The 20222-nt window shown below is 74.4% G+C and carries 25 protein-coding genes; 11 read left to right on the top strand and 14 right to left on the bottom strand.

From position 1 onward, the window contains the following. Nucleotides 1-41 precede the first annotated feature (41 nt). Genes dapF through miaA form a run of 4 tightly spaced genes read right to left on the bottom strand, consistent with a single transcriptional unit; the run spans nucleotide 42 to nucleotide 3089 of the window. Nucleotides 42-914: a diaminopimelate epimerase gene (gene dapF / locus ABD158_RS11575; protein ID WP_344007292.1), complete on the bottom strand. Its 873-nt coding sequence runs from the start codon at nucleotides 912-914 to the stop codon at nucleotides 42-44. Next, nucleotides 914-1543: an MSMEG_1061 family FMN-dependent PPOX-type flavoprotein gene (locus ABD158_RS11580; RefSeq protein WP_344007294.1), complete on the bottom strand. Its 630-nt coding sequence runs from the start codon at nucleotides 1541-1543 to the stop codon at nucleotides 914-916. Before ABD158_RS11580 ends, dapF begins: the two co-directional genes overlap by 1 nt. Before the next feature lie 39 nt (nucleotides 1544-1582). Next, nucleotides 1583-2155 carry a dihydrofolate reductase family protein gene (locus ABD158_RS11585; RefSeq protein WP_344007296.1) on the bottom strand — a complete coding sequence of 191 codons (573 nt, stop codon included), beginning with the start codon at nucleotides 2153-2155 and terminating at the stop codon, nucleotides 1583-1585. Between the two features lie 10 nt (nucleotides 2156-2165). Next, nucleotides 2166-3089, bottom strand: a complete 924-nt coding sequence (miaA, locus tag ABD158_RS11590; protein WP_344007298.1) for a tRNA (adenosine(37)-N6)-dimethylallyltransferase MiaA — start codon at nucleotides 3087-3089, stop codon at nucleotides 2166-2168. A 17-nt stretch (nucleotides 3090-3106) separates the two neighbouring features. Here miaA and ABD158_RS11595 point away from each other — a divergent pair, with 17 nt between their 5' ends. The 4 genes from ABD158_RS11595 to ABD158_RS11610 are packed head-to-tail and all read left to right on the top strand — an operon-like array spanning nucleotide 3107 to nucleotide 4476. Further along, nucleotides 3107-3373 (top strand): antitoxin, encoded by a 267-nt coding sequence (locus ABD158_RS11595; protein WP_344007300.1) that lies wholly within the window; start codon nucleotides 3107-3109, stop codon nucleotides 3371-3373. Then, nucleotides 3370-3867, top strand: a complete 498-nt coding sequence (locus tag ABD158_RS11600; RefSeq protein ID WP_344007302.1) for an NUDIX domain-containing protein — start codon at nucleotides 3370-3372, stop codon at nucleotides 3865-3867. The genes ABD158_RS11595 and ABD158_RS11600 overlap by 4 nt, the downstream gene beginning before the upstream one ends. Continuing rightward, complete coding sequence (locus ABD158_RS11605; RefSeq protein WP_344007304.1) at nucleotides 3864-4139, top strand: hypothetical protein; 276 nt, start codon at nucleotides 3864-3866, stop codon at nucleotides 4137-4139. Before ABD158_RS11600 ends, ABD158_RS11605 begins: the two co-directional genes overlap by 4 nt. Nucleotides 4140-4149: 10 nt before the next feature. Continuing rightward, nucleotides 4150-4476, top strand: coding sequence for a hypothetical protein (locus ABD158_RS11610; protein ID WP_344007306.1), 327 nt, complete (start codon nucleotides 4150-4152; stop codon nucleotides 4474-4476). 12 nt (nucleotides 4477-4488) lie between these two features. On the opposite strand, the gene miaB is transcribed toward ABD158_RS11610, so the two are convergent. Then, a complete protein-coding gene (gene miaB / locus ABD158_RS11615) occupies nucleotides 4489-5973 on the bottom strand; it encodes a tRNA (N6-isopentenyl adenosine(37)-C2)-methylthiotransferase MiaB (RefSeq protein ID WP_344007308.1) in 1485 nt (494 codons plus the stop codon). Nucleotides 5974-6004: 31 nt separating this feature from the next. Next, entirely contained in the window at nucleotides 6005-6388 is a 384-nt protein-coding gene (locus ABD158_RS11620) for a VOC family protein (protein ID WP_344007310.1), read from the bottom strand. Nucleotides 6389-6503: 115 nt separating this feature from the next. On the opposite strand from ABD158_RS11620, the gene ABD158_RS11625 reads away from it, so the two are divergent. Beyond that, nucleotides 6504-8150, top strand: coding sequence for a hypothetical protein (locus ABD158_RS11625; protein WP_344007312.1), 1647 nt, complete (start codon nucleotides 6504-6506; stop codon nucleotides 8148-8150). A gap of 9 nt (nucleotides 8151-8159) precedes the next feature. On the opposite strand, the gene ABD158_RS11630 is transcribed toward ABD158_RS11625, so the two are convergent. After that, nucleotides 8160-8636: a GNAT family N-acetyltransferase gene (locus tag ABD158_RS11630; protein ID WP_344007314.1), complete on the bottom strand. Its 477-nt coding sequence runs from the start codon at nucleotides 8634-8636 to the stop codon at nucleotides 8160-8162. 102 nt (nucleotides 8637-8738) lie between these two features. Here ABD158_RS11630 and ABD158_RS11635 point away from each other — a divergent pair, with 102 nt between their 5' ends. From ABD158_RS11635 to ABD158_RS11650, 4 genes are all read left to right on the top strand, one after another. Continuing rightward, on the top strand, nucleotides 8739-9524 hold the full coding sequence (locus ABD158_RS11635; RefSeq protein ID WP_425573191.1) for an amino acid ABC transporter ATP-binding protein: 786 nt from the start codon (nucleotides 8739-8741) through the stop codon (nucleotides 9522-9524). A 54-nt stretch (nucleotides 9525-9578) separates the two neighbouring features. Continuing rightward, nucleotides 9579-10457 (top strand): glutamate ABC transporter substrate-binding protein, encoded by an 879-nt coding sequence (locus ABD158_RS11640; RefSeq protein ID WP_344007316.1) that lies wholly within the window; start codon nucleotides 9579-9581, stop codon nucleotides 10455-10457. Between the two features lie 89 nt (nucleotides 10458-10546). Next, nucleotides 10547-11236 (top strand): amino acid ABC transporter permease, encoded by a 690-nt coding sequence (locus ABD158_RS11645; RefSeq protein ID WP_344007319.1) that lies wholly within the window; start codon nucleotides 10547-10549, stop codon nucleotides 11234-11236. Next, complete coding sequence (locus tag ABD158_RS11650; RefSeq protein ID WP_344007321.1) at nucleotides 11233-12096, top strand: amino acid ABC transporter permease; 864 nt, start codon at nucleotides 11233-11235, stop codon at nucleotides 12094-12096. The genes ABD158_RS11645 and ABD158_RS11650 overlap by 4 nt, the downstream gene beginning before the upstream one ends. Here ABD158_RS11650 and ABD158_RS11655 read toward each other — a convergent pair. After that, entirely contained in the window at nucleotides 12093-12590 is a 498-nt protein-coding gene (locus tag ABD158_RS11655) for a hotdog fold domain-containing protein (RefSeq protein WP_344007323.1), read from the bottom strand. The two genes, ABD158_RS11650 and ABD158_RS11655, sit on opposite strands and share 4 nt — an antisense overlap. 44 nt (nucleotides 12591-12634) lie before the next feature. Here ABD158_RS11655 and ABD158_RS11660 point away from each other — a divergent pair, with 44 nt between their 5' ends. Continuing rightward, nucleotides 12635-13489, top strand: coding sequence for a patatin-like phospholipase family protein (locus ABD158_RS11660; protein WP_344007325.1), 855 nt, complete (start codon nucleotides 12635-12637; stop codon nucleotides 13487-13489). A gap of 38 nt (nucleotides 13490-13527) precedes the next feature. Here the strand turns inward: ABD158_RS11660 and ABD158_RS11665 are convergent, their stop codons facing one another. After that, nucleotides 13528-13959 carry a VOC family protein gene (locus ABD158_RS11665; RefSeq protein WP_344007327.1) on the bottom strand — a complete coding sequence of 144 codons (432 nt, stop codon included), beginning with the start codon at nucleotides 13957-13959 and terminating at the stop codon, nucleotides 13528-13530. After that, the gene (locus ABD158_RS11670) at nucleotides 13956-14759 is read right to left on the bottom strand and encodes a methyltransferase domain-containing protein (protein WP_344007329.1); all 804 of its coding nucleotides are present in this window, start codon (nucleotides 14757-14759) and stop codon (nucleotides 13956-13958) included. Before ABD158_RS11670 ends, ABD158_RS11665 begins: the two co-directional genes overlap by 4 nt. 65 nt (nucleotides 14760-14824) lie before the next feature. On the opposite strand from ABD158_RS11670, the gene ABD158_RS11675 reads away from it, so the two are divergent. Next, nucleotides 14825-15310 carry a MarR family winged helix-turn-helix transcriptional regulator gene (locus tag ABD158_RS11675; RefSeq protein WP_344007331.1) on the top strand — a complete coding sequence of 162 codons (486 nt, stop codon included), beginning with the start codon at nucleotides 14825-14827 and terminating at the stop codon, nucleotides 15308-15310. On the opposite strand, the gene ABD158_RS11680 is transcribed toward ABD158_RS11675, so the two are convergent. The 4 genes from ABD158_RS11680 to ABD158_RS11695 are packed head-to-tail and all read right to left on the bottom strand — an operon-like array spanning nucleotide 15311 to nucleotide 20158. After that, complete coding sequence (locus ABD158_RS11680; RefSeq protein WP_344007332.1) at nucleotides 15311-17089, bottom strand: ABC-F family ATP-binding cassette domain-containing protein; 1779 nt, start codon at nucleotides 17087-17089, stop codon at nucleotides 15311-15313. After that, nucleotides 17086-18051, bottom strand: a complete 966-nt coding sequence (locus tag ABD158_RS11685; protein WP_344007335.1) for a 4-(cytidine 5'-diphospho)-2-C-methyl-D-erythritol kinase — start codon at nucleotides 18049-18051, stop codon at nucleotides 17086-17088. Before ABD158_RS11685 ends, ABD158_RS11680 begins: the two co-directional genes overlap by 4 nt. After that, nucleotides 18048-18926, bottom strand: a complete 879-nt coding sequence (gene rsmA, locus ABD158_RS11690) for a 16S rRNA (adenine(1518)-N(6)/adenine(1519)-N(6))-dimethyltransferase RsmA (protein WP_344007337.1) — start codon at nucleotides 18924-18926, stop codon at nucleotides 18048-18050. Before rsmA ends, ABD158_RS11685 begins: the two co-directional genes overlap by 4 nt. A gap of 14 nt (nucleotides 18927-18940) precedes the next feature. After that, nucleotides 18941-20158 (bottom strand): resuscitation-promoting factor, encoded by a 1218-nt coding sequence (locus ABD158_RS11695; RefSeq protein WP_344007339.1) that lies wholly within the window; start codon nucleotides 20156-20158, stop codon nucleotides 18941-18943. Nucleotides 20159-20222: the final 64 nt, after the last annotated feature.

Here is a 20222-nt window from a genome sequence, read left to right on the forward strand (position 1 = left end):
CCCGCCAAACCTCGCGCGGCGAGATCCCCGCGGGGGATCGCTCAGAGGTCGGTGCGGCCGCTGGCCACGAGCACGGCCGGCCCGCTGAGGGTAGTACGACCGGAGGGCTCCCACGTGCCGTACAGGACACCTCCGGGCACGTCGATCCGGTAGCGCACCGGCTCGGCGGGCCCCTGGGGGCCGGCGAGGCCGTCGGCGAGGGCGGAGGCGACGAGGACGGCGCAGGCGCCGGTGCCGCAGGACCGCGTCTCGCCCGAGCCCCGCTCGTGGACCCGCATCGCGACGTGGCGCTCGTCGCGGCGCACGACGAACTCGACGTTGACGCCTCGCGGGTAGAGCCCGGGGTCGGCGTCGGGGGCCACGAGCAGGTCGCCGGCGTCGGCGAGGTCGCCCACCACGGCGACGGCGTGGGGGTTGCCCATGTCCACGCCGAGGGCGGGCCAGGTCCGCTCCCCCACCCCGACCCGGGTCTCGCCGAGCAGGACCGCGGGCCCCATGTCGACGGCGTACCCGCCCCGCCCGAGGGGGGTGACGGTCTTGACGCCCCCGCGGGTGCCGATCGCGATCGGCCCGGCGGCGGGGTCGACGAGGCCGGCGGTGACGAGGTGGTGGGCGAGCACGCGCACACCGTTGCCGCACATCTCCGAGACCGACCCGTCGGCGTTGCGGTAGTCCATGAACCACTCCGAGGCCCCCGCGTCGTGCGCGGTGACGGCACCGCGGTCGACGAGCACGGCCGAGCGCACCACGCGGATCACGCCGTCGCCCCCGAGGCCGGCGCGTCGGTCGCACAGCCGGGCGACGCGCGCGGGGTCGAGGTCGCCGTGCACCGTGCCGTCGTGGTCGGGCAGCAGCACGAAGTCGTTCTCGGTGCCGTGCCCCTTGAGGAAGGCGTAGTCGTCCGTGGTCGGCATCAGCGGTACAGCCCCTCGGCGTACGACGGGCCGTAGCGGGCGTCGAGCGTCTCCAGGCTGTCGCCGGGACGCTCGAGCGTCCGGGCGAGCACCGCGCGTCGGGGCACCCGGGCCTCGGGATCCCAGGTCGCGGGGTCCCACAGCCCGGAGCGCAGGAAGGCCTTGGCGCAGTGGTGGAACACCTGCTCGACCTCGACCACCAGGGCGAGGACGGGCCGGTGCCCGCGCACCTCGAGCGCGTCGAACCAGGACGCCTCCGACACCAGACGGCCCCGGCCGTTGATCCGCAGGGTGTCGCCGCGTCCCGGGATGAACGAGATCAGGCCGACGCCGGGGTCGGACAGGACGTTGCGGTAGCCGTCGGCCCGTCGGTTGCCGGGGCGCTCGGCGAGGGCGATCGTGCGATCGTCGAGGACGTGCACCAGCCGACCCGCCGGGTCTCCCTTGGGCGAGGCGTCGAGCCGCCCGGAGGCGTCGGCGGTGGCGAGCACGCAGAACGGGGAGGCCTCCAGCCACGCCCGGTCGAGCTCGTGGAGACGGTCGCGGTCCTTGTCGCGGGCCGCGTCGCTGGGCTCGCCCCCCAGCAGCGCCGTCAGCGTCGCCTCGTCGGTCACCGCCACCTCGTCCACGCGTCCGAACCTACCGCCGGTGGCGGGCGGACCGCCCGATCACGCCGTCCAGTCGACCCCGGGCCGGGGTCCGACCACGTCGTACCGGGCGGTCAGGAGGTCCCCGGCTGTGCCGTGCTCGGCGAGCCGCAGCTGGAGTCGGCGCGGCAGGAGCGGGCGCCCCGCGCCGAGCACGACGGGCGCGAGGGAGACCACGACGTCGTCGAGCAGGCCGGCGTCGGCGAGCTGGCCCGCGAGGTCACCGCCGCCGACCACCCACACGTCGCGGCCGGCGGCGGACGCGACGACGTCGGCGTGCACGGCGGCCACGTCGCCGGACGCGAACCGCACGTCGGCACCGTCGACACCGGCCCGCTCGTGGTGCGTCATCACCCACGTGGGCAGGTCGTAGGGCCAGCCCTCGCCGCTGTCGACGACGTGGCCGCGGATCCAGAGGTAGGTCGTCGCGCCCATCAGCACCGCCCCGGTGCGGGCGAGCAGCGCGTCGTAGGTGAGCGAGGCGTCGGCGGGGTTCTCGTGGTGCTGCGCGAAGAGCCAGGCGAGCGAGTCCTGCGGGTCGGCGACGAACCCGTCGAGGGAGGCGGCGGTGTAGTAGGTCGTGCGGACGGTCATGGGGCCACCCTCACGCGGGGGCGCCGGTGCGCGCCAGGCCGATCGCGGACAGCGCAGCGTCCGGGCCGTCGACCCAGACGATGCGCTCGTCGCGACGGAACCACGCCTCCTGGCGCCGCACGAAGCGGCGGGTGGCGACGACGGTGCGCTCGCGGGCCTCCTCGAGCGAGAGGTCGCCGGCGAGGTGGGCCGCGGCCTCCCGGTAGCCGATCGCCCGCGAGGCGGTCAGCCCGTCGGCCAGACCCCGCTCGAGCAGGCGCGCGACCTCGTCGAGCAGCCCGGCGTCGTACATGGCCTCGACGCGGCGCTCGATGCGGGCGTCGAGGGTGGGTCGGTCGACGGCGACGCCGAGCTGGAGCGTCGGCTCCGCGACGTACGCCGGGACCGGCAGGGAGGCCGCGAAGGGCCGACCGGTCAGCTCCACGACCTCGAGCGCGCGGACGACCCGACGGCCGTTGCCCGGCTCGATGCCGGCCGCGGCGGCCGGGTCGACCTCGGCGAGGCGGGCGTGGAGGGCCGCGACGCCCGCGGTCTCCAGCTCGCCCTCGAGCCGGGCCCGCAGCGCGGGGTCGGTGCCGGGGAACTCCATCCGGTCCAGGACGGCGCGGGTGTAGAGGGCGGAGCCGCCGACGAGCACCGGCACGCGACCGCGGGCGCGGACGTCGGCGACGACCGCGCGGGCCTCGCGCTGGAACGCGGCGACGCTGGCGGTCTCGGTGACCTCGAGGACGTCGAGGAGGTGATGGGGCACCCCGCGGCGCTCGGCGGGCGTGAGCTTGGCGGTGCCGATGTCCATGCCGCGGTAGAGCTGCATGGCGTCGGTGTTGACGACCTCGCCGTCGACGGCCAGCGCCAGGTCCACCGCGAGGTCGCTCTTGCCCGCGGCGGTGGGCCCGACCACCGCGACGATCGGCGGGAGGGCGGTCTCGGTCACGCGGCTAGTCTCGCCCCATGAGCAGCTTCTTCGACAAACTCCGCGGCCGCGCCCAGCAGGCCGTGGACCAGCACGGCGACAAGATCAGCAAGGGCCTCGACAAGGCGGCCCAGGCGGCCGACAAGCAGACCAAGGGCAAGTACAGCGACAAGATCGCCAAGGGTCGCGTGAAGGCGCAGGAGGCCATCGACAAGATGGACGACAAGAACGGTCCGGGCTCCGGCCCGACCGGGCCCACGGGCCCGACCGGCCCGACGGGCCCCGCGGGACCGCCGCGCCGGTGACCCACGACCGGTTCGTGGTCGTCCCCGCGGCGTACGTCTTCCTGCTGCGGCCGGCCCCCGGCGCCCCGGGGGTCGAGGAGGTCCTGCTGCAGCTGCGACGCGGCACGGGCTTCATGGACGAGCACTGGGCCGCCGGAGCCGCGGGCCACGTCGAGCGCGGCGAGACGGCGTACGACGCGGCGCGGCGCGAGGCGGCCGAGGAGCTCGGGATCACCGACCTCGACCTGCGCTTCGAGCTGACCATGCAGCGCACCCGCGACGGGGCCCCGATCGACGAGCGCGTGGACTTCTTCTTCACCGCGCGCCGCTGGTCCGGCGAGCCGCGGGTGGTGGAGGCCGACCGCAGTGCCGGCCTCCGCTGGTGCCGGCTCGACCGGCTCGAGGACGACCTGCCCGGCCCGGTGGTGCCCCACGAGCGCGCCGCCCTCGCGGCGCTGGGCACCGGCACCCCCTACCTGACCCACGGTTTCGACCGAGAAGGAGCGACCGCATGAGCGACGACAGCAGCGGCGGCCTCGGCCCCCGGCCCACGCCGACCACCCAGGAGCCCGAGCTGTTCCCCGGGGGGACCGACGCGGTGCGCGACGAGTCCGACTACGCCGACCGCGGCGCCCAGGTGGTGGGCCGCGACGCCGACCCGGACGACAACCCGGCCACCGAGGACGCGACGCCCGACGAGGTCAAGGAGGGCGAGGACAAGCAGCAGGAGCCCGACGACGACGAGCGCGGCGAGGACGCCGGCTCGGACGCCGAGCCCCCGGCCTGAGGTGGCGGCGATGAGCGAGGACGAGGTCCGCGGCGACCTGCCGGCCAACGTCGAGGCCTCGGACGCCGACCCCAACGCGGGTGGTCCGGAGGGCCTGGAGGGCGGCATGGGGGTCAGCAGCGAGCGGGTCGGACCGACCGGTCCCGGCCAGGTCGCGAGCCGCGGAGTGCGGCCGCCGGCCAGCCGTGACCCGCTGCCGGCGGACCGTCGCCCGGCGACCGAGCTGCCGCAGCAGTCGCGTGGCGGGGTCGAGGTCAACCCCGACAACCCGCCGCCCAAGCGGCGTCCGCCGTCGCGGAACCCGCTGAGCAAGACCTGGAAGCCGAAGGGCTCCTAGGCCCCCGGCGGCTCAGCCGCAGGCGGGGGCCGGCGGCAGCGGCGCGGGAGCGCCCACCGTCGGCATCCCCAGCCCGACGCCCGCCGGGGCCGGCGGACCCTCGACCCGGGCCTGCCACGCGTCTCCCGACCGGGTCCGGCGGACGCCGAGCACGGGGGCGTCCGAGACCAGGTGGTGCGGAGCGCCGCGGGTGACCTCGACGGTGACGACGTCGCCGGGTCGCGGCGCGGGCGTCGCCGGGTCGAGGCCGGACAGGTCGGGGCTGAAGTGCACGAGCCGGTTGTCGGGGGCGCGGCCGGAGAGCCGGTGGGTGGCGGCGTCCTTGCGGCCCTCCCCCTCCGCCACCAGCAGGTCGAGGCGCCGACCGACCTGGGCCGTGTTCTCGGACCAGGCGACGTCGTCGACGAGCGCGGCCAGGCGGCCGTAGCGCTCCTTGACGACCTCGGGCGGGACCTCGCCGGCCATGGTGGCGGCCGGGGTCCCGGGGCGCTTGGAGTACTGGAAGGTGTAGGCGCCGGCGAACCGGGCCTCCCGCACGACGTGCAGGGTGTCCTCGAAGTCGGCGTCGGTCTCGCCGGGGAAGCCGACGATGATGTCGGTGGTGATCGCGGCGTCGGGGATCGCGGCGCGGACCCGGTCGATGATGCCGAGGAACTTCTTCTGCCGGTAGGAGCGCCGCATCGCCTTGAGCACCGCGTCGGAGCCGGACTGCAGGGGCATGTGGAGGCTCGGCATCACGGACGGCGTCTCGGCCATCGCCTCGATGACGTCGTCGGTGAACTCGGCCGGGTGCGGGCTCGTGAAGCGGATCCGCTCGAGGCCCTCGACCTCGCCGCAGGCGCGCAGCAGCTTGCTGAACGCCTGCCGGTCGCCGAACTCCACGCCGTACGCGTTGACGTTCTGGCCGAGCAGGGTGATCTCGCTGACGCCCTCCGCGACGAGCGCCTCGACCTCGGCGAGGATCTCCCCGGGACGGCGGTCCTTCTCCTTGCCCCGCAGTGCCGGGACGATGCAGAAGGTGCAGGTGTTGTTGCACCCGACCGAGACCGACACCCAGGCGGCGTACGCCGACTCGCGGCGGGTGGGCAGGGTGGACGGGAAGACCTCGAGCGACTCGAGGATCTCGACCTGCGCCTCCTCCTGCGACCGCGCCCGGTCCAGCAGCGCCGGCAGGGAGCCGATGTTGTGGGTGCCGAAGACGACGTCCACCCAGGGCGCCTTGCGCGTGATCGTGTCGCGGTCCTTCTGCGCCAGGCAGCCTCCGACGGCGATCTGCATGCCGGGGTGGCTCGCCTTGACCGGGGCGAGGTGGCCGAGGTTGCCGTAGAGGCGGTTGTCGGCGTTCTCGCGCACGGCGCAGGTGTTGAAGACGACGACGTCGGCCTGTTCGCCGGTGGGCGCGGCGGCGTACCCCGCGTCCTCCAGCAGGCCGGTGAGGCGCTCGGAGTCGTGGACGTTCATCTGGCACCCGTAGGTGCGGACCTCGTAGGTGCGCATGACAGCGGTCAAGACTACGGTCCCGCCCCGCTCACAGCGAGCCGGCGGCCTCCCGCTCCGCACGGGTGAGCAGGACGCAGAACTCGTTGCCCTCCGGGTCGGCGAGCACCGCCCACCCGCCGTCGGGTCGCCGTCGGTCGTCAAGCAGCGTGGCGCCGAGCGCCAGCAGTCGGTCGACCTCCTCCTCGCGACCACCGTCGACGGGCTCGAGGTCGAGGTGCAGGCGGTTCTTGACCGACTTCGGTTCCGGCACCTCGAGGAACAGCAGTCGATGCTCGCCGTCGGGCGACAGCAGCAGGCACTCCTCGTCCCCCGGCTCGTCGGGCTCGTCGGGGTCTCCGGCGTAGCCGAGCACCCCGGCCCAGAAGACGGACAGGGCGTAGGCGTCGCGGCAGTCGACGCTGGTGTGGGACACGCGGGAGGTCATGGTCCTGGGTACGCCGCGGGCGCCGGACGCGCAACCGGGCCACGCGCTCCACCCTTGGCATCCGAGGCATTGTCGATCGAACACGTGTTCGATAAAATTGGGCATGACCCTCGCCTCCGACGACTCCGACACCGCGGCGACGCTGCGCGCGGTCGAGGCGACCGTCGGGCGTCGTCGGCGCGCCGAGGTCGACGACCTGCAGCTGTGCCTGCACTTCGCGGACCTCAACGCCTCCGACCCGCGTGACGACCCGGGGTGGACCCGGTGGTCCGAGGTCGGTGGGGACGAGCTGGTCCAGCTGGGCGGTGACGGGACGCCCCGGGTGCGGGACCTGCCGCTGTGCGAGCTCGCCGCCGCCCGCAGCGTGCACGTGCTGTCCGCCCGCGCGGTGCTGGCCGACGCCCTCGACCTGCGCCACCGGCTGCCGCTGACCTGGGCCCACGTGGTGGCCCTGCGCGCCGAGCCCTGGCTCGCGCGACGGGTGGCCGCGTCCTCACGTCACCTGTCGGGCGACGTGATCGGCGTCGTCGACGCCGCGGTCGCCGCGGTGATCACGGGTCAGTCCCCCTCGCGGGTCGACAGCGTCGCCCGGGCCGCGATCATCGAGGCCGACCCCGTCACCCACGCCGCGCGCGTGGCGGCGGAGGAGGCCCGCCGCTTCGCGACGCTCGGGCGCACGCGCGAGACCGGTCTGCGCGACCTGATCGCCCGCCTGACCGCCGGCGACGCCTGCTGGGTCGACGCCACCCTCGCCCGGGTCGCGGAGATCCTGCGCCGCCACCCCGACCACCCCGAGCTGCACGACGCGCCCCTCGACGTACGACGCTCCGCCGCCCTCGGCTGGCTCGCCCGGCCCGCGGAGCTGCTCGTCCTGCTCACCGAGTCCCTCGACGAGGACCCCGACGCCGGACCGGACCACGAGTCCGTCACGGGCCCCGACCCGGCCTGGTCCCCGGGCGACCCAGGCCAGGAGTGGGCGGTGACCAACGTCCCCACCGAGCCGGCCACCGACGAGGACGTCGACGAGCCCGACCCCCGCGCCGAGGACGCCCACGAGCTGGACGAGCCCACCTGGGAGGAGCCCGAGGGCACCGACCCCGACCCCGACGCCGACGAGCAGCACCTGTCGCGCGCGATCGCCGTCCCCGAGGACGTCCTCGCCCGCCTCGACGACCCCACCCTGCTCGCGCTGCGGCCGCGGACCGTCCTCTACGTCCACCTGCACCAGGCCGCCCTCGGCGCCGCCGGCACCCGCACTCTCGAGGACGGGACGAGCGCCGTCTTCGGCGTCGCCCGCGTCGAGGGCCCCACCGGCCCGCTCGCCGCCGGAGACCTCGCCGACCTCCTCGGCCCGGCGCAGGTCACCGTCACCCCGGTCGTCGACCTCACCGAGGACCTCTCGACGCTCGCCTACGAGCACCCCGTGGCGATCCGGCAGCGCGTGCACCTCGCCCAGCCCGGTGACGCCTTCCCGCACGCGTCGCGCGTCAGCCGGGCCGTGGACCTCGACCACGTGCGCGCCTTCGACGCCGCCGCGGCCGTGGAGGGCATCGCCCAGACGTCGACCGTCAACACCCAGCCGCTCTCGCGCACCCACCACCGGGCCAAGACCCACCACTGGACGGTCACCGACCTCCCCCACGACGGTCCCGGTCCCCCGCCCCGCCGATGGCGCTCCCGCCACGGCGTCGAGCGCCTCGTCGACGCGACCGGCACGCACCCGCCGGACCAGGTCGGTTCACCCGGCTGAGCCGGGAACTCACAGGGCCAGGTCGAGCCTCATGAACACGCTGGCGGGGTCCTCGACGTAGGTGCCGAACGGGCCGGTCGCCACGAAGCCGTGCGCCTCGTAGAGCCGGCGGGCCGGAGCGAAGAAGTCCTGCGCGCCGGTCTCGAGGTGCACCGCGCGATAGCCACGACCACGGGCCTCGTCGAGCAGGTGGCGGAGCACGGCCGTGCCGACGCCGTGGCCACGCGCCTCGACCGTCGTCCGCATGGCCTTCAGCTCGCCGGAGTCGGGTGTCAGCTCCGCGAGCGCACCGCAGCCCGCCACCCGCCCGTCCAGACGCGCGACCCACACGGCAACCGCGGGTCCGAACAGGTCGTCGTGGTCGAGCGCGTGACGACTGGCCGGGTCGGGGGTGGTGGCGACCATGTCGGCCAGGTGGTCCGTCACCAGCTGCCGCAGGTCAGGGTCGTCGCGGTCCGCCGGCTCGATGCGCAGGTCCTCGCTCACGGCGACGAGTGTGCCCCGCCCGTGTCACGGGGAGGTCACATCTGGGCCCCTCCCCCCGACGCAGATGGTGAGCAGCCTGTGAGTACCCCTAGTCTGCGGGCCATGACGGCGGAGGCGGCCCACGAGTCGGGGCAGATCCAGGCGGGCCGCGGCGAGCCGCTGGTCGTGCTGGACGGCGTGGACAAGTGGTACGGCGACCTCCACGTCCTGCAGGACATCGACCTGACCATCACCCGCGGTGAGGTCGTGGTCGTGATCGGCCCGTCGGGCTCCGGCAAGTCGACCCTGTGCCGCACGATCAACCGTCTCGAGACCATCCAGGGCGGCTCCATCACCCTCGACGGCCAGCCGCTGCCCGCCGAGGGCAAGGCGCTCGCCAACCTGCGCGCCGAGGTCGGGATGGTCTTCCAGTCCTTCAACCTCTTCGCCCACAAGACGATCCTCGAGAACGTGACGCTCGGCCCGATCAAGGTCCGCAAGCAGTCCAAGGACGCCGCCGACAAGCGCGGCATGGAGCTGCTCGAGCGGGTCGGGATCGCCCACCAGGCACAGAAGTACCCCGCGCAGCTCTCCGGTGGCCAGCAGCAGCGCGTCGCGATCGCCCGCGCGCTCGCGATGGACCCCAAGGTGATGCTCTTCGACGAGCCCACCTCGGCCCTGGACCCGGAGATGATCAAGGAGGTCCTCGACGTCATGGTCGACCTCGCCGAGCGCGGCATGACCATGGTCGTCGTCACCCACGAGATGGGATTCGCGCGCACGGCGGCGCACCGCGTCGTCTTCATGGCCGACGGCGCCATCGCGGAGGAGAACACCCCCGAGGAGTTCTTCACCAACCCGCGGACCGAGCGCGCCCAGGACTTCCTCGGCAAGATCCTCAAGCACTGAGCACTCCCCACCAGATCGGGCGGCCGACCACGGCCGGAGACGAAGGAGAAGCACATGCGCATGACCCGGACCAAGGTGGCTGCGGCCGCCGCCGGACTGGCCCTGCTCACCGCCGGCTGCGGCAACGCCGGCAGCGACGAGAGCGAGACCCGCGACGTCGAGGCGGTGGAGGACGCCCAGTTCGAGGAGGGCACCCGCATGGCCGAGCTCAACGAGGCCGGCGAGATCACAATCGGCGTCAAGTACGACCAGCCCGGCATCGGCTTCCAGGGCGCCGGCGACGACACCCCGGTCGGCTTCGACCCCGAGATCGGCAAGATCATCGCCGCGAACCTCGGCATCGACCCCGAGAACATCACCTGGACCGAGACGATCTCGGACAACCGCGAGCCCTTCCTGCAGGAGGGTGAGGTCGACCTCGTCATCGCGTCGTACTCGATCACCGACGAGCGCCGCGAGGTCGTCGGCCAGGCGGGCCCGTACTACGTCACCGGCCAGCAGCTGCTCGTGCCCTCCGACAGCGACATCGACGACGTCGCCGACGTCGAGGGCGAGGAGGTCTGCTCCGTGACCGGGTCGACCTCCCTCGACAACGCCCGGGCCGAGGGCGCGCAGCCGCGCGGCTTCGACACCTACTCCGAGTGCGTCGACCAGGTCCTCGACGGCACCGTGTCCGCGATGACCACCGACGGCGCGATCCTGCTCGGCTACGCCGCGGAGCAGCCCGACGCCCTCAAGGTCGTCGGCGAGCCCTTCTCCGAGGAGCGCTACGGCATCGGCTACTCCCCCGAGTACCCGGAGATGTGCCAGTTCCTCAACGACACCCTCGAGGCCTCCTACGAGGACGGATCCTGGGAGGAGGCGTTCGACATCACCCTCGGCCAGTCCGGGGACGACGCCCCCGAGCCGCCGGCGCTCGACGAGTGCGCCTGACCTGACCACCAGCACGACACCCCGCGGGGCGGCCGATCCGGCCGCCCCGCGGTGGTGAGGACCCCCGCAGCGAGGAAGGAGGCACCCGCGTGGAAGCGATCTTCGGCAGCTTCGACGTCTACCTGACCGGTTTCGGCCTGACCATCGGCCTGGCCGTCGTCTCCGGCGTGCTCTCGTTGGTGTTCGGCCTGCTCCTCGCCGCCGCCCGCGTCGGCCCGGTGCCGGTGCTGTCCAAGGCGGCCGCCGTCTACGTGACGCTCTTCCGCAACACCCCGCTGCTCGTGGTGTTCATCTTCATCGCCATCGCGCTGCCCCGCATCGGCATCACGTTCCAGTCGATCGAGGTCATCGCGGTCGGCGACTACAACGTCTCCGCCTTCTTCTTCCGCGCGGTCGTCGCCCTGACGCTCTACACCTCGGCGTTCGTCTGCGAGGCCATCCGCTCGGGCATCAACGCCGTGCCGGTCGGCCAGGCCGAGGCCGCCCGCGCGATCGGCCTGGACTTCGGCCAGGTGATGCGCCTCGTGGTGCTCCCGCAGGCCGCCCGCGCCGTGGTCCCCCCGATGGCGAGCGTCTTCATCGCCCTCACCAAGAACACCTCGATCGCCGCCGCCTTCGGCATCGCCGAGGCCGCGGCGACGATGCGCCGCTTCACCAACGACAACGCCGACCAGCGCATCGAGATCTTCCTGCTCATCGCTCTCGGCTACATCGTCGTCGTCGAGGCCATCGCGTTCTCGTCCTACGCCCTCGAGCGTCGCTGGAAGGTGGCCCGATGAGCACCAGCGTCCTGTTCGACGTCCCCGGGCCGCGCGCCCGCCGGCGGGCGCGGATCTACACCGTCCTGTCCGCGGTCGCGCTCGTGGCCCTCCTCGCCGGCATCGTCTGGAAGCTCTACGACGCGGGCCAGCTGACCTACGACAAGTGGGAGGTCTTCGTGACCCCCCAGTACCTCGGGGTCCTGCTGGTCGACGGCCTGCTCGTGACGCTCCAGATGGCGTTCTTCTCCATCGTCTTCGCCGTCGTCTTCGGCCTCGTCTTCGGCCTCGGGAAGCTCTCGGACCACCGGGTCGTCCGCTGGCCCTGCTGGCTGGTCGTCGAGTTCTTCCGCGCCGTCCCCGTGCTGATCCTCATCATCTTCGTCTTCTACCTGCTCAGCATCGGCGGCGGCCCGCTGTCGACGTTCTGGTGCGTCGTCGTGGCGCTGACGCTCTACAACGGCTCGGTGCTGGCCGAGGTCTTCCGCGCGGGCGTCCTCGCCGTCCCGGCCGGCCAGGCCGAGGCGGCGTACGCGATCGGCATGCGCAAGACCCAGGTGCTGTGGATCGTGCAGCTCCCCCAGGCGGTCAAGGTCATGCTCCCCGCGCTGATCAGCCAGTGCGTGGTGGCGCTGAAGGACACCAGCCTCGGCTACTACATCGTGGCCCCGGGCCTCACCGCCGTCGGACGCAGCATCTACCTGGAGTTCCAGAACCAGGTGCCGACCGCGATCGTGCTCGCCGCGCTCTACATCGCCGCGAACCTCGTGCTGACGGCGATCGCGAACGTGCTGCAGAAGCGGCTGATCGGGGAGAAGGCCCCCGTCCTGGAGGTCACCGTGGCCGGGATCGCCGACCGCGACACCGGCCGCGCTGTCTAGCCCGGGGGCGCCGCGGCCCGCGTGCGGGGCGTCACCCACAGCCGGATGACGCCCTCGATCACCGTGGTGCCGTCGTCGCGCGTCCCGCTGACGCGCACGGCGACCTCGCCCCCGCTCGCGGGCAGGGCGGCCTCGGACCAGTCGGCCGCGTCGGTCTCGGCGACGCAGGTGACGTCGGAGGTCGCCTTGGCGGTGTAGGCGACCTCCATCCCCTTCGGGATCCACCGCTGGTCGGCGCGGATCGTGACCTCGGCGAGCGCCCCCATCGCGGCCTCCAGGCCGTTGCAGAGCGCGATCGCGTGCACGGTGCCGAGGTGGTTGTGGACGCTCCGCCGCTTCGGCACGACCAGCTCGACCCGGTGCGGCTCGATCCGGGTGAAGCGGGGCCGGACGGTCGCGAAGTACGGCGCCTTGCGGCTGAACGCGAAGGAGAACAGCCGCGCGCCGAGCGGGAGCGGCGACAGCGTCGACCACATGGTCTGCACCTGGCTCATGGCGCGTACATTACCCATGAGTAACCACCACGAGGAGGACCCACATGGCAGGCACCACCCCGGGCACGCGCGGCCTGGTCCTGGGCGGCGGCGGCATCACCGGCATCGCCTGGGAGACCGGGCTCGTCGCCGGGCTCCTCGACCACGGCGTCGACCTCACCACCGCCGACGTCGTCGTCGGCACCTCCGCCGGCTCGGTGGTCGGCACCCAGCTGCGCAGCGGCACCCCGCTCGCCGAGCTGTACGCCGAGCAGGCCACCGACGTGCTCGACGCCCCCACGCCGCCGTCGTTCGGGCTGCCGGTGGTGGCGGGCTTCGCGAGCTCGGTGCTGCGCGCCCGCGGTGACGCCGAGCGGCTCGGCCGCAACCTCGGCTCCTGGTCGGTGCGCCGCGCCCGCCGCGGCAAGACCCCGCCGCTCCAGGAGCGGCTCGACCTGATCCGCGACCGCCTGCCCTCCGAGGAGTGGCCCGAGGCCGACCTGCGGATCGCGGTCGTCGACGCGACCACCGGCGCGCTGCGCGTGCTCGACCGCACCTCCGGCGTGCCCCTGCTGCACGCCGTGGCCGCGAGCTGTGCCGTGCCGGGGGTCTACCCGCCGGTCCCGATCGACGGGCGTCCCCACGTCGACGGCGGCGCCCGCTCGGTCGCCAACGCCGACCTCGCCCGCGACTGCGAGCGCGTCGTCGTGGTCGCTCCGCTGGCCAAGGGCGTCGGCCCGATGCAGAACCCCTACCAGCAGCTCGAGGGCCACCCCAGCGTGATCCTGCGACCCGACGAGGCGTCCCGGACGGCCATCGGCACGAACGTCCTCGACCTCTCCGCCCGCGGCGCCTCCGCGCGCGCCGGCTTCGCCCAGGCCACCGCCGTCGCCGACGAGGTCCGGGCCCTCTGGGCCTGAGCCCCACCCGGGCCCCGGTGCGTCCGTGCGTCCGGGGCTCAGTCGGCGAGCAGCTCGACGCGGTTGCCCCGGCCGCCGGTGCCCGTGTCTCCGGTGCCGTCCGGCTGCCCGTCGAAGCAGTGGAAGCGCTCGTGGCCCGGGAACGTGGCGCGCTCGCTGCGGTCCACGGTGAACCCGAGCTCCTCCAGCCGGGCCGCGACCCTCTCGAGCGCGGCGACGTCGCCGACCACGAGCGCCGGGTGCGCCTTGCCGGCGGCCCGGAACGGGTCCTCGACGCCGACGTGGACCTCCACGCCTCCACCGTCGACACGGCCGTCGCCACCACCGCCCGAGCGGAACCAGCAGCCACCCCGGGCCCGCAGCGGCTCCGGCTTCTCGACCTCGGTCAGCCCCAGCCCGTCCGACCAGAAGCGGCGGGCGAGGTCCTCGCCGCCGGGCGGGCAGCAGACCTGCACGTGGTGGATCCTCACGCCGACACCCCCGACCGCTGCGGCTGCTGCGGCACCCGGGCGACGACGAAGATCCGGCGGAACGGCAGGACGACGCCCCACGGCTCCGGCGGGTACGCCGCGGCGAGTCGCCGGCGGTACTCGGCCACGAATCCCGGGCGGAGGTCGTCGGGCAGCGCCTGCAGGGTGGGCCGCGCGCCCGTGGCCGACACCCAGGTGAGGACGGGGTCCTCGCCGGCCAGCACGTGCAGGTACGTCGTCTCCCACGCGTCGACCTCGCACCCCAGGACCGCCAGCGCCCGCAGGTAGTCCGCGGGCTCGTGCGAGACGGGCACGGCCACGTCGCGCACGTGCTCGGCGTACGGCGCGGCGGCGGCCAGCTCGGCGCGGATCGTGTGGCTGGGCTCGCCGAGGTTGCCCGGCACCTGGAAGGCCAGCCAGCCGCCCGGCGCCACCCGGGCCACGAGCCCGGGCAGCAGGTCGAGGTGCTCCGGGAGCCACTGCAGCGTCGCGTTGCTGACGAGGACGTCGACGGGGGCCGGCGGGGCCCAGTCGCGCAGGTCGCCGACCTCGAGCCGGACGCCCGGGGCGGGCTCCGCCGCCTGGACCATCTCGGCGGAGGAGTCGACGCCGAACACGTCCGCGCCCGGCCACCGCTCGGCCAGCAGCCGGGTCAGCGTGGCGGGTCCGCAGCCGAGGTCGACGACGGTGGCCGGGTCCGCGGCGCCCACCCGGGCGAGCAGGTCGACGAACGGTCGCCCGCGCTCGTCGGCGTACGCCAGGTAGCGCTGCGGGTCCCAGGTGTGGCTGGTGCGGCTCATGGCGGCCATCCTGCGACCAAAGTGTCTTGACGTCAAGATTCTCGATGCTGGCCTACGATGGACCGATGCGGGACGAGGTCGACGAGCTGGTGGAGGCGTGGGCGCGCGAGCGCGCCGACCTCGACCTCGCGCCCGTCGAGGTCTTCAGCCGGATCACCCGGCTGGCCCGTCGGCTGGACCTCGCCCGTCGCGAGGCCTTCGCCGCCCACCACGTGGAGTCGTGGGAGTTCGACGTCCTCGCCGCGCTGCGCCGCGCGGGCCCGCCGTACGAGCTGTCGCCGAAGCGGCTGCTGCACGAGACGCTCGTGACCAGCGGGACGATGACCAACCGCGTCGACCGGCTCGTCGCCCGCGACCTCGTCGAGCGCCTCCCCGACCCCCGCGACCGTCGCGGCGTCCTGGTGCGCCTGACCGGCGAGGGCAAGGCGTGCGTCGACGGCGCGTTCGAGGCGCTGCTCGCCGCGGAGCAGGGCTTCATGACCGGCCTCAGCGAGGACGACCGCACCCGCCTCGCCGCGCTGCTGCGCACGCTGCTGGTGCCGTTCGCCTAGCTAGCCCTCGGCGAGCTCGGCGGCGGCCATCCAGGCCTCCTCGACCTCGTCCTTCTCGCGCCCGAGGGCGGCGAGACGGGCCGAGACGTCAGCGAGGCGGACGTGGTCGGTGGCGTGCTCGAGGACCTCGGCGTCGAGGGCGGCCTCGGCCTGGGCGATCTTGCTGAGCCGGCGCTCGAGGCGGTTCATCTCCTTGCGGGCCTCGCGCTCCTCCGCGCTCCCGGCCCGGCGTACGGCGGGCCCGTCGGCCGGAGCGGCGCCCTGCGCGTCGCGGCGGTCGGCGCGGGCGGTGTCCGCGGCCTCGACGGCGCCGCGGGCGCGGCGCTCCAGGTACTCGTCGACCCCGCGGGGCAGCAGCGAGATCTGCCCGTCGCCGAGCAGCGCCCAGGTGGCGTCGGTGGTGCGCTCGAGGAAGTACCGGTCGTGGGAGACGACCACGAGCGTGCCGGGCCAGCCGTCGAGGAAGTCCTCGAGCACGTTCAAGGTCTCGATGTCGAGGTCGTTGGTGGGCTCGTCGAGCAGCAGCACGTTGGGCTCGGTCAGCAGCAGCACCATCATCTGCAGCCGCCGGCGCTCGCCGCCGGACAGGTCGCCGATCCGGGTGGTCAGCTTGTCGCCGGTGAAGCCGAAGCGCTCCAGCATGGAGCTGCCCTCGACCGGGTCGGCGACCGTGTCGATGACGCGCTGGGCGGGGTCGAGGTCGTCGAGCTGCTGGGTCAGGTGCTGGAGCGCGACCGTGCGGCCGTGCCGCACCCGCCCGGCCTGCGGGGGGAGGCTGCCGTCCAGCAGGCGCAGCACGGAGGACTTGCCGGCACCGTTGACGCCCACGATCCCGACGCGGTCGCCGGGTCCGAGGCGCCACGTGGCGTGGCGCAGCAGCTGCCGCTCGCCGCGCACCAGGTCGACGTCCTCCACGTCCACGACGTCCTTGCCGAGCCGCTGCGCGGCGAAGCGCTCCAGCTCCAGGCGGTCGCGCGGGGGCGGCACGTCCTCGATCAGCCGGTTGGCCGCCTCGATGCGGAACCGCGGCTTGGAGGTCCGCGCCGGCGGGCCGCGGCGCAGCCAGGCGAGCTCCTTGCGCACCAGGTTCTGGCGGCGGTTCTCGGCCGCCGCGGCCTGCCGCTGCCGCTCGGCCTTGGCCAGCACGAATGCGGCGTAGCCGCCCTCGTAGGCGTCGACGACGCCGTCGTGGACCTCCCAGGTGGCGGTGCAGACCTCGTCGAGGAACCACCGGTCGTGGGTGACCACGACCAGGGCGCCGCCGCGGGTCAGCAGGTGGGAGGCCAGCCAGGAGACGGCCTCGACGTCGAGGTGGTTGGTGGGCTCGTCGAGGACCAGCAGGTCCTGGTGGCCGAGCAGCAGCGCGGCCAGCGCGCAGCGGCGGCGCTCGCCGCCCGACAGCCCGGCGACGCCGCGGTCCAGCGAGACCCCGGCGAGCAGCTCGGTGACGACCTCCCGGGTGGTGGTGTCGGCGGCCCACTCGTGGTCGGCGCGCCCGCCGAGCACGGTCTCGCGCACCGTCGAGGTGTCGTCGAGGTCGTCGCCCTGCGCGAGGTGGCCCACGACGAGGCCGCGGGTGCGCGAGACGCGCCCGTCGTCCGGCTCCTCGACGCCGGTCAGCACCTCGAGCAGCGTGGTCTTGCCGTCGCCGTTGCGGCCCACGACGCCGATCCGCTCCCCCACGCCGATCCCGAGCGACACCGACGCGAGCAGCGGGCGCACGCCGTAGGACTTGGAGACCTGCTCGAAGTTGACGAGGTTGGTGCCGGCGGCGCTCACGGGGCCTCGACGGGGCGGTCGTAGGTGACCCGGTGGGCGCCCGCCGCCGGGCCGGTGGCGACCAGCACGTGGGCGCCGCGGGGCCCCTCGGTCGCCTGCAGCTCGCCGGCCACCGCGCGGGCGGTCGCGGCGTCGGCGCACAGGAAGACGCAGGTGGGGCCCGAGCCGGACACCAGGCCGCGCAGCGCGCCCGCGGCCTCGCCGCGGTGGATCAGGCCGTCGAGCTCGGGACGCAGGTCCAGGGCGGCCGGCTCGAGGTCGTTGCGCAGGGCGCGGGCCAGCGCGGCCGGGTCGCCGTTGGCCAGCGCGCGCTCGACGTCGGCGCCGGGCGACGGCTTGGCCGGCGCGGTGGTGAACAGCTCGTCAAAACGGCGGTAGACCGCCGGCGTGGAGAGGCCCTCGGCGGCGATGACCACGACCCACCACCAGGACCCGTGGTCGGTCAGGCGCTGCAGCACCTCGCCGCGGCCGGTGCCCCGGGCGCTCCCCCCGAGCAGCGCGAAGGACACGTCGCTGCCCAGCTCGGCGGCCAGCCGGTAGAGGTCGACGTCGGCGACCTCGGTGCCCCAGAGCCGGTCGAGCGCGACCAGCGTGGCGGCCGCGTCGGCGGACCCGCCCGCCAGGCCGCCGGCGACGGGGATCGACTTGTGGATCTCCACCAGCACGTCGGGGGCGAGCCCCTCGCTGCGGCCCAGCAGCCGCGCGGCCCGGTGGGCCAGGTTGTCGCCGTCGACGGGCACCTCGTCGAGGCCCACGTGCGCCTCGCCGAGCACGCGCACCCGCGGACCCGACCCCGGGTCGCCCGAGGACACGGTCACGTCGTCGTAGAGCGAGATGGCGTGGAAGACGGTGTCGAGGGGGTGGAAGCCGTCGGGTCGCACGTGGCCCACGCCGAGGTGGAGGTTGACCTTGGCGGGGGTGCGGACCGTGACGCCCGCGCCCGTGGCGCCCGCGTCCGTCATCGTCCCCACCCGCTCCCCATGGCCAGACCCTCCGCGATGAGCGCGAAGTCGTGGACGCCCAGAATCTCACCTCGGGCGCTCGGCTGCACCCCCGCACGGGTCAACGCGACGTCGACCGCCTCGGTCGGGTACCCCGCGCCCCGCAGTGCGGTGCGGATCGTCTTGCGCCGCTGCGCGAACGCCGCGTCGACGACCGCGAAGACGTCCTCGCGCGTGGCCGCGGTCGGGGGCGGGTCGCGCCGCACCCACGCCACCAGCCCGGACTCGACGTTGGGCACCGGCCAGAAGACCTGGCGCCCCACGGACCCCGCCCGGCGGACGTCGGCGAACCACGCCGCCTTCACCGAGGGCACGCCGTAGGTCTTGGAGCCGGGGGGTGCGCTGAGCCGGTCGGCGACCTCCGCCTGGACCATCACCATCCCCTTCTCGAGCGAGGGCAGCAGGGCGAGCAGGTGCAGCAGCACGGGCACGGACACGTTGTAGGGCAGGTTGGCCACGAGCGCCGTGGGCGCGGGGCCGGGCAGCCCGGTCACGCGCAACGCGTCGGCCTCGACGACCTCGAACGCGTCCGCCTCGATCCCGGGGGCGCGCTCGGCGACCGTGGCCGGCAGCAGCCGGGCGAGGTCGGGGTCGACCTCGACGGCGACCACGCGCCGCGCGGCCTCCAGCAGGGCCAGCGTCAGCGACCCCAGGCCGGGGCCGACCTCGACGACGACGTCCTCGGGGCCGACGCGGGCCTCCCGCACGATGCGGCGGCAGGTGTTGGCGTCGACGACGAAGTTCTGGCCACGCTGCTTGGTCGGGCGCAGCCCGATCGAGGCCGCCAGGGCCCGGACGTCGGCCGGCCCCAGCAGCCGGGGGCCGGCCGTCGTCATGCGCTCATCCTCGCCTACTGGGGCAGGCCGAGCTTGGCCGAGCAGGACGGCCAGGAGCCGTAGCCGCCGGTGGCGTCGCGCAGGCGGGTCGCCACGGCGATCTGCGCCTCGCGGGAGTTGTCGCTGGGCAGCCCGGTGCCGCCGTACGCCTGCCAGGTGCCGAGGTTGAACTGCAGGCCGCCGTAGTAGCCGTTGCCGGTGTTGATGGCCCAGTTGCCGCCGGACTCGCACGCCGCGAGGGCGTCCCAGACGGTGTCGCCGCCCGAGAAGTCCTCCGCCGGGGCCTCGACCTCGCGCTCCTGGGTGCCGACGGTGACCACCTCGGTGACCGGCTCGCGCACGACCTCGGAGCGGACCACCTCGGTGGCGACGACCTCGCCGTTGCGGATCTTGCGCTCGTAGGTCACGTCGCGGACGCCGTCGCGGCCCTCGGTGGTGACCTCCTCCTCGTCGACGTACAGGTCGTCGGAGGTGCGCTCCACGGTGTCGTGGCCGATCGCCTCGTCCTTCACGCGGTCGCGCTCGAACGAGATGCGGGTGACGGTCAGCTCGTCGCCGTCGGCGAGCTCGGCGTCGAGGCCCGGGGCGACCCGGTCGTGCTCGCCGAGCTCCGTGCCCAGCTCGTCGAGGGCGTCGGAGACGGTCAGCGCCGTCAGCGTGCGGGTGCGGGTCTTCTTCGCGCCCATCGTCACGTCGAGCCTCTTGGGGGTGACCACCTCGAGGGTGAGCCCGCCGCGCTCGATCTCGGCGCCGCGGCTCGCCGACAGCGCGGCGCCGGCGAAGCGGTCGCCGATCTGCTGCAGCGCGGAGTCGACGTCCAGCGCGGTGACCCAGTGGGTCGACTCCTCGCCGTCGACGACCATCTCGAGCGGACGCGCGAAGCGGACCGAGATCTCGCTGCCGTCGGTCACGGACTCGTCGAGCGCCGGCAGCACGCGGTCGCGCTCGCCGACCTCGATGCCCTCGGACTCCAGCAGGTCGCCGACGGTGCCGCCGAACGCGGACACCTCACGCGGCTCGCCGTCCAGGGTCACGGTCACCGACTTGCTCATCGCCGCGTAGCCGACGGTGGAGCCGACCACCGCGAGCGCGACGACCGAGACCAGCCCGACCAGCACCGCACGGGTGCCGAGCAGCCGGGCGAGGCGACCTCGTCGCGGCGCGTCGGGGCCGGCGTCGTCGGGGGTGGGGACGGGGGGGACTGCAGGGGTGGGGTTCTCGGGGGAAACCACGGATCTCCGTACGTCGTGCTCTCCGGACCTCGGGCACGCGACCGACGGCGGGGGAAGGGGGTCG

This window comes from Nocardioides lentus (genome assembly GCF_039529515.1).
Taxonomy (GTDB): Bacteria; Actinomycetota; Actinomycetes; order Propionibacteriales; family Nocardioidaceae; genus Nocardioides; species Nocardioides lentus.

Excerpts from the sequence above, each read along its gene's own strand:
- dapF (WP_344007292.1), bottom strand. The coding sequence starts at position 914 with ATGCCGACCACGGACGACTACGCCTTCCTCAAGGGGCACGGCACCGAG.
- ABD158_RS11585 (WP_344007296.1), bottom strand. The coding sequence starts at position 2,155 with ATGACCGTCCGCACGACCTACTACACCGCCGCCTCCCTCGACGGGTTC.
- ABD158_RS11595 (WP_344007300.1), top strand. The coding sequence starts at position 3,107 with ATGAGCAGCTTCTTCGACAAACTCCGCGGCCGCGCCCAGCAGGCCGTG.
- ABD158_RS11605 (WP_344007304.1), top strand. The coding sequence starts at position 3,864 with ATGAGCGACGACAGCAGCGGCGGCCTCGGCCCCCGGCCCACGCCGACC.
- ABD158_RS11610 (WP_344007306.1), top strand. The coding sequence starts at position 4,150 with ATGAGCGAGGACGAGGTCCGCGGCGACCTGCCGGCCAACGTCGAGGCC.
- miaB (WP_344007308.1), bottom strand. The coding sequence starts at position 5,973 with ATGCGCACCTACGAGGTCCGCACCTACGGGTGCCAGATGAACGTCCAC.
- ABD158_RS11625 (WP_344007312.1), top strand. The coding sequence starts at position 6,504 with ATGACCCTCGCCTCCGACGACTCCGACACCGCGGCGACGCTGCGCGCG.
- ABD158_RS11635 (WP_425573191.1), top strand. The coding sequence starts at position 8,739 with ATGACGGCGGAGGCGGCCCACGAGTCGGGGCAGATCCAGGCGGGCCGC.
- ABD158_RS11640 (WP_344007316.1), top strand. The coding sequence starts at position 9,579 with ATGCGCATGACCCGGACCAAGGTGGCTGCGGCCGCCGCCGGACTGGCC.
- ABD158_RS11650 (WP_344007321.1), top strand. The coding sequence starts at position 11,233 with ATGAGCACCAGCGTCCTGTTCGACGTCCCCGGGCCGCGCGCCCGCCGG.
- ABD158_RS11655 (WP_344007323.1), bottom strand. The coding sequence starts at position 12,590 with ATGAGCCAGGTGCAGACCATGTGGTCGACGCTGTCGCCGCTCCCGCTC.
- ABD158_RS11660 (WP_344007325.1), top strand. The coding sequence starts at position 12,635 with ATGGCAGGCACCACCCCGGGCACGCGCGGCCTGGTCCTGGGCGGCGGC.
- ABD158_RS11670 (WP_344007329.1), bottom strand. The coding sequence starts at position 14,759 with ATGAGCCGCACCAGCCACACCTGGGACCCGCAGCGCTACCTGGCGTAC.
- ABD158_RS11675 (WP_344007331.1), top strand. The coding sequence starts at position 14,825 with ATGCGGGACGAGGTCGACGAGCTGGTGGAGGCGTGGGCGCGCGAGCGC.
- ABD158_RS11685 (WP_344007335.1), bottom strand. The coding sequence starts at position 18,051 with ATGACGGACGCGGGCGCCACGGGCGCGGGCGTCACGGTCCGCACCCCC.
- rsmA (WP_344007337.1), bottom strand. The coding sequence starts at position 18,926 with ATGACGACGGCCGGCCCCCGGCTGCTGGGGCCGGCCGACGTCCGGGCC.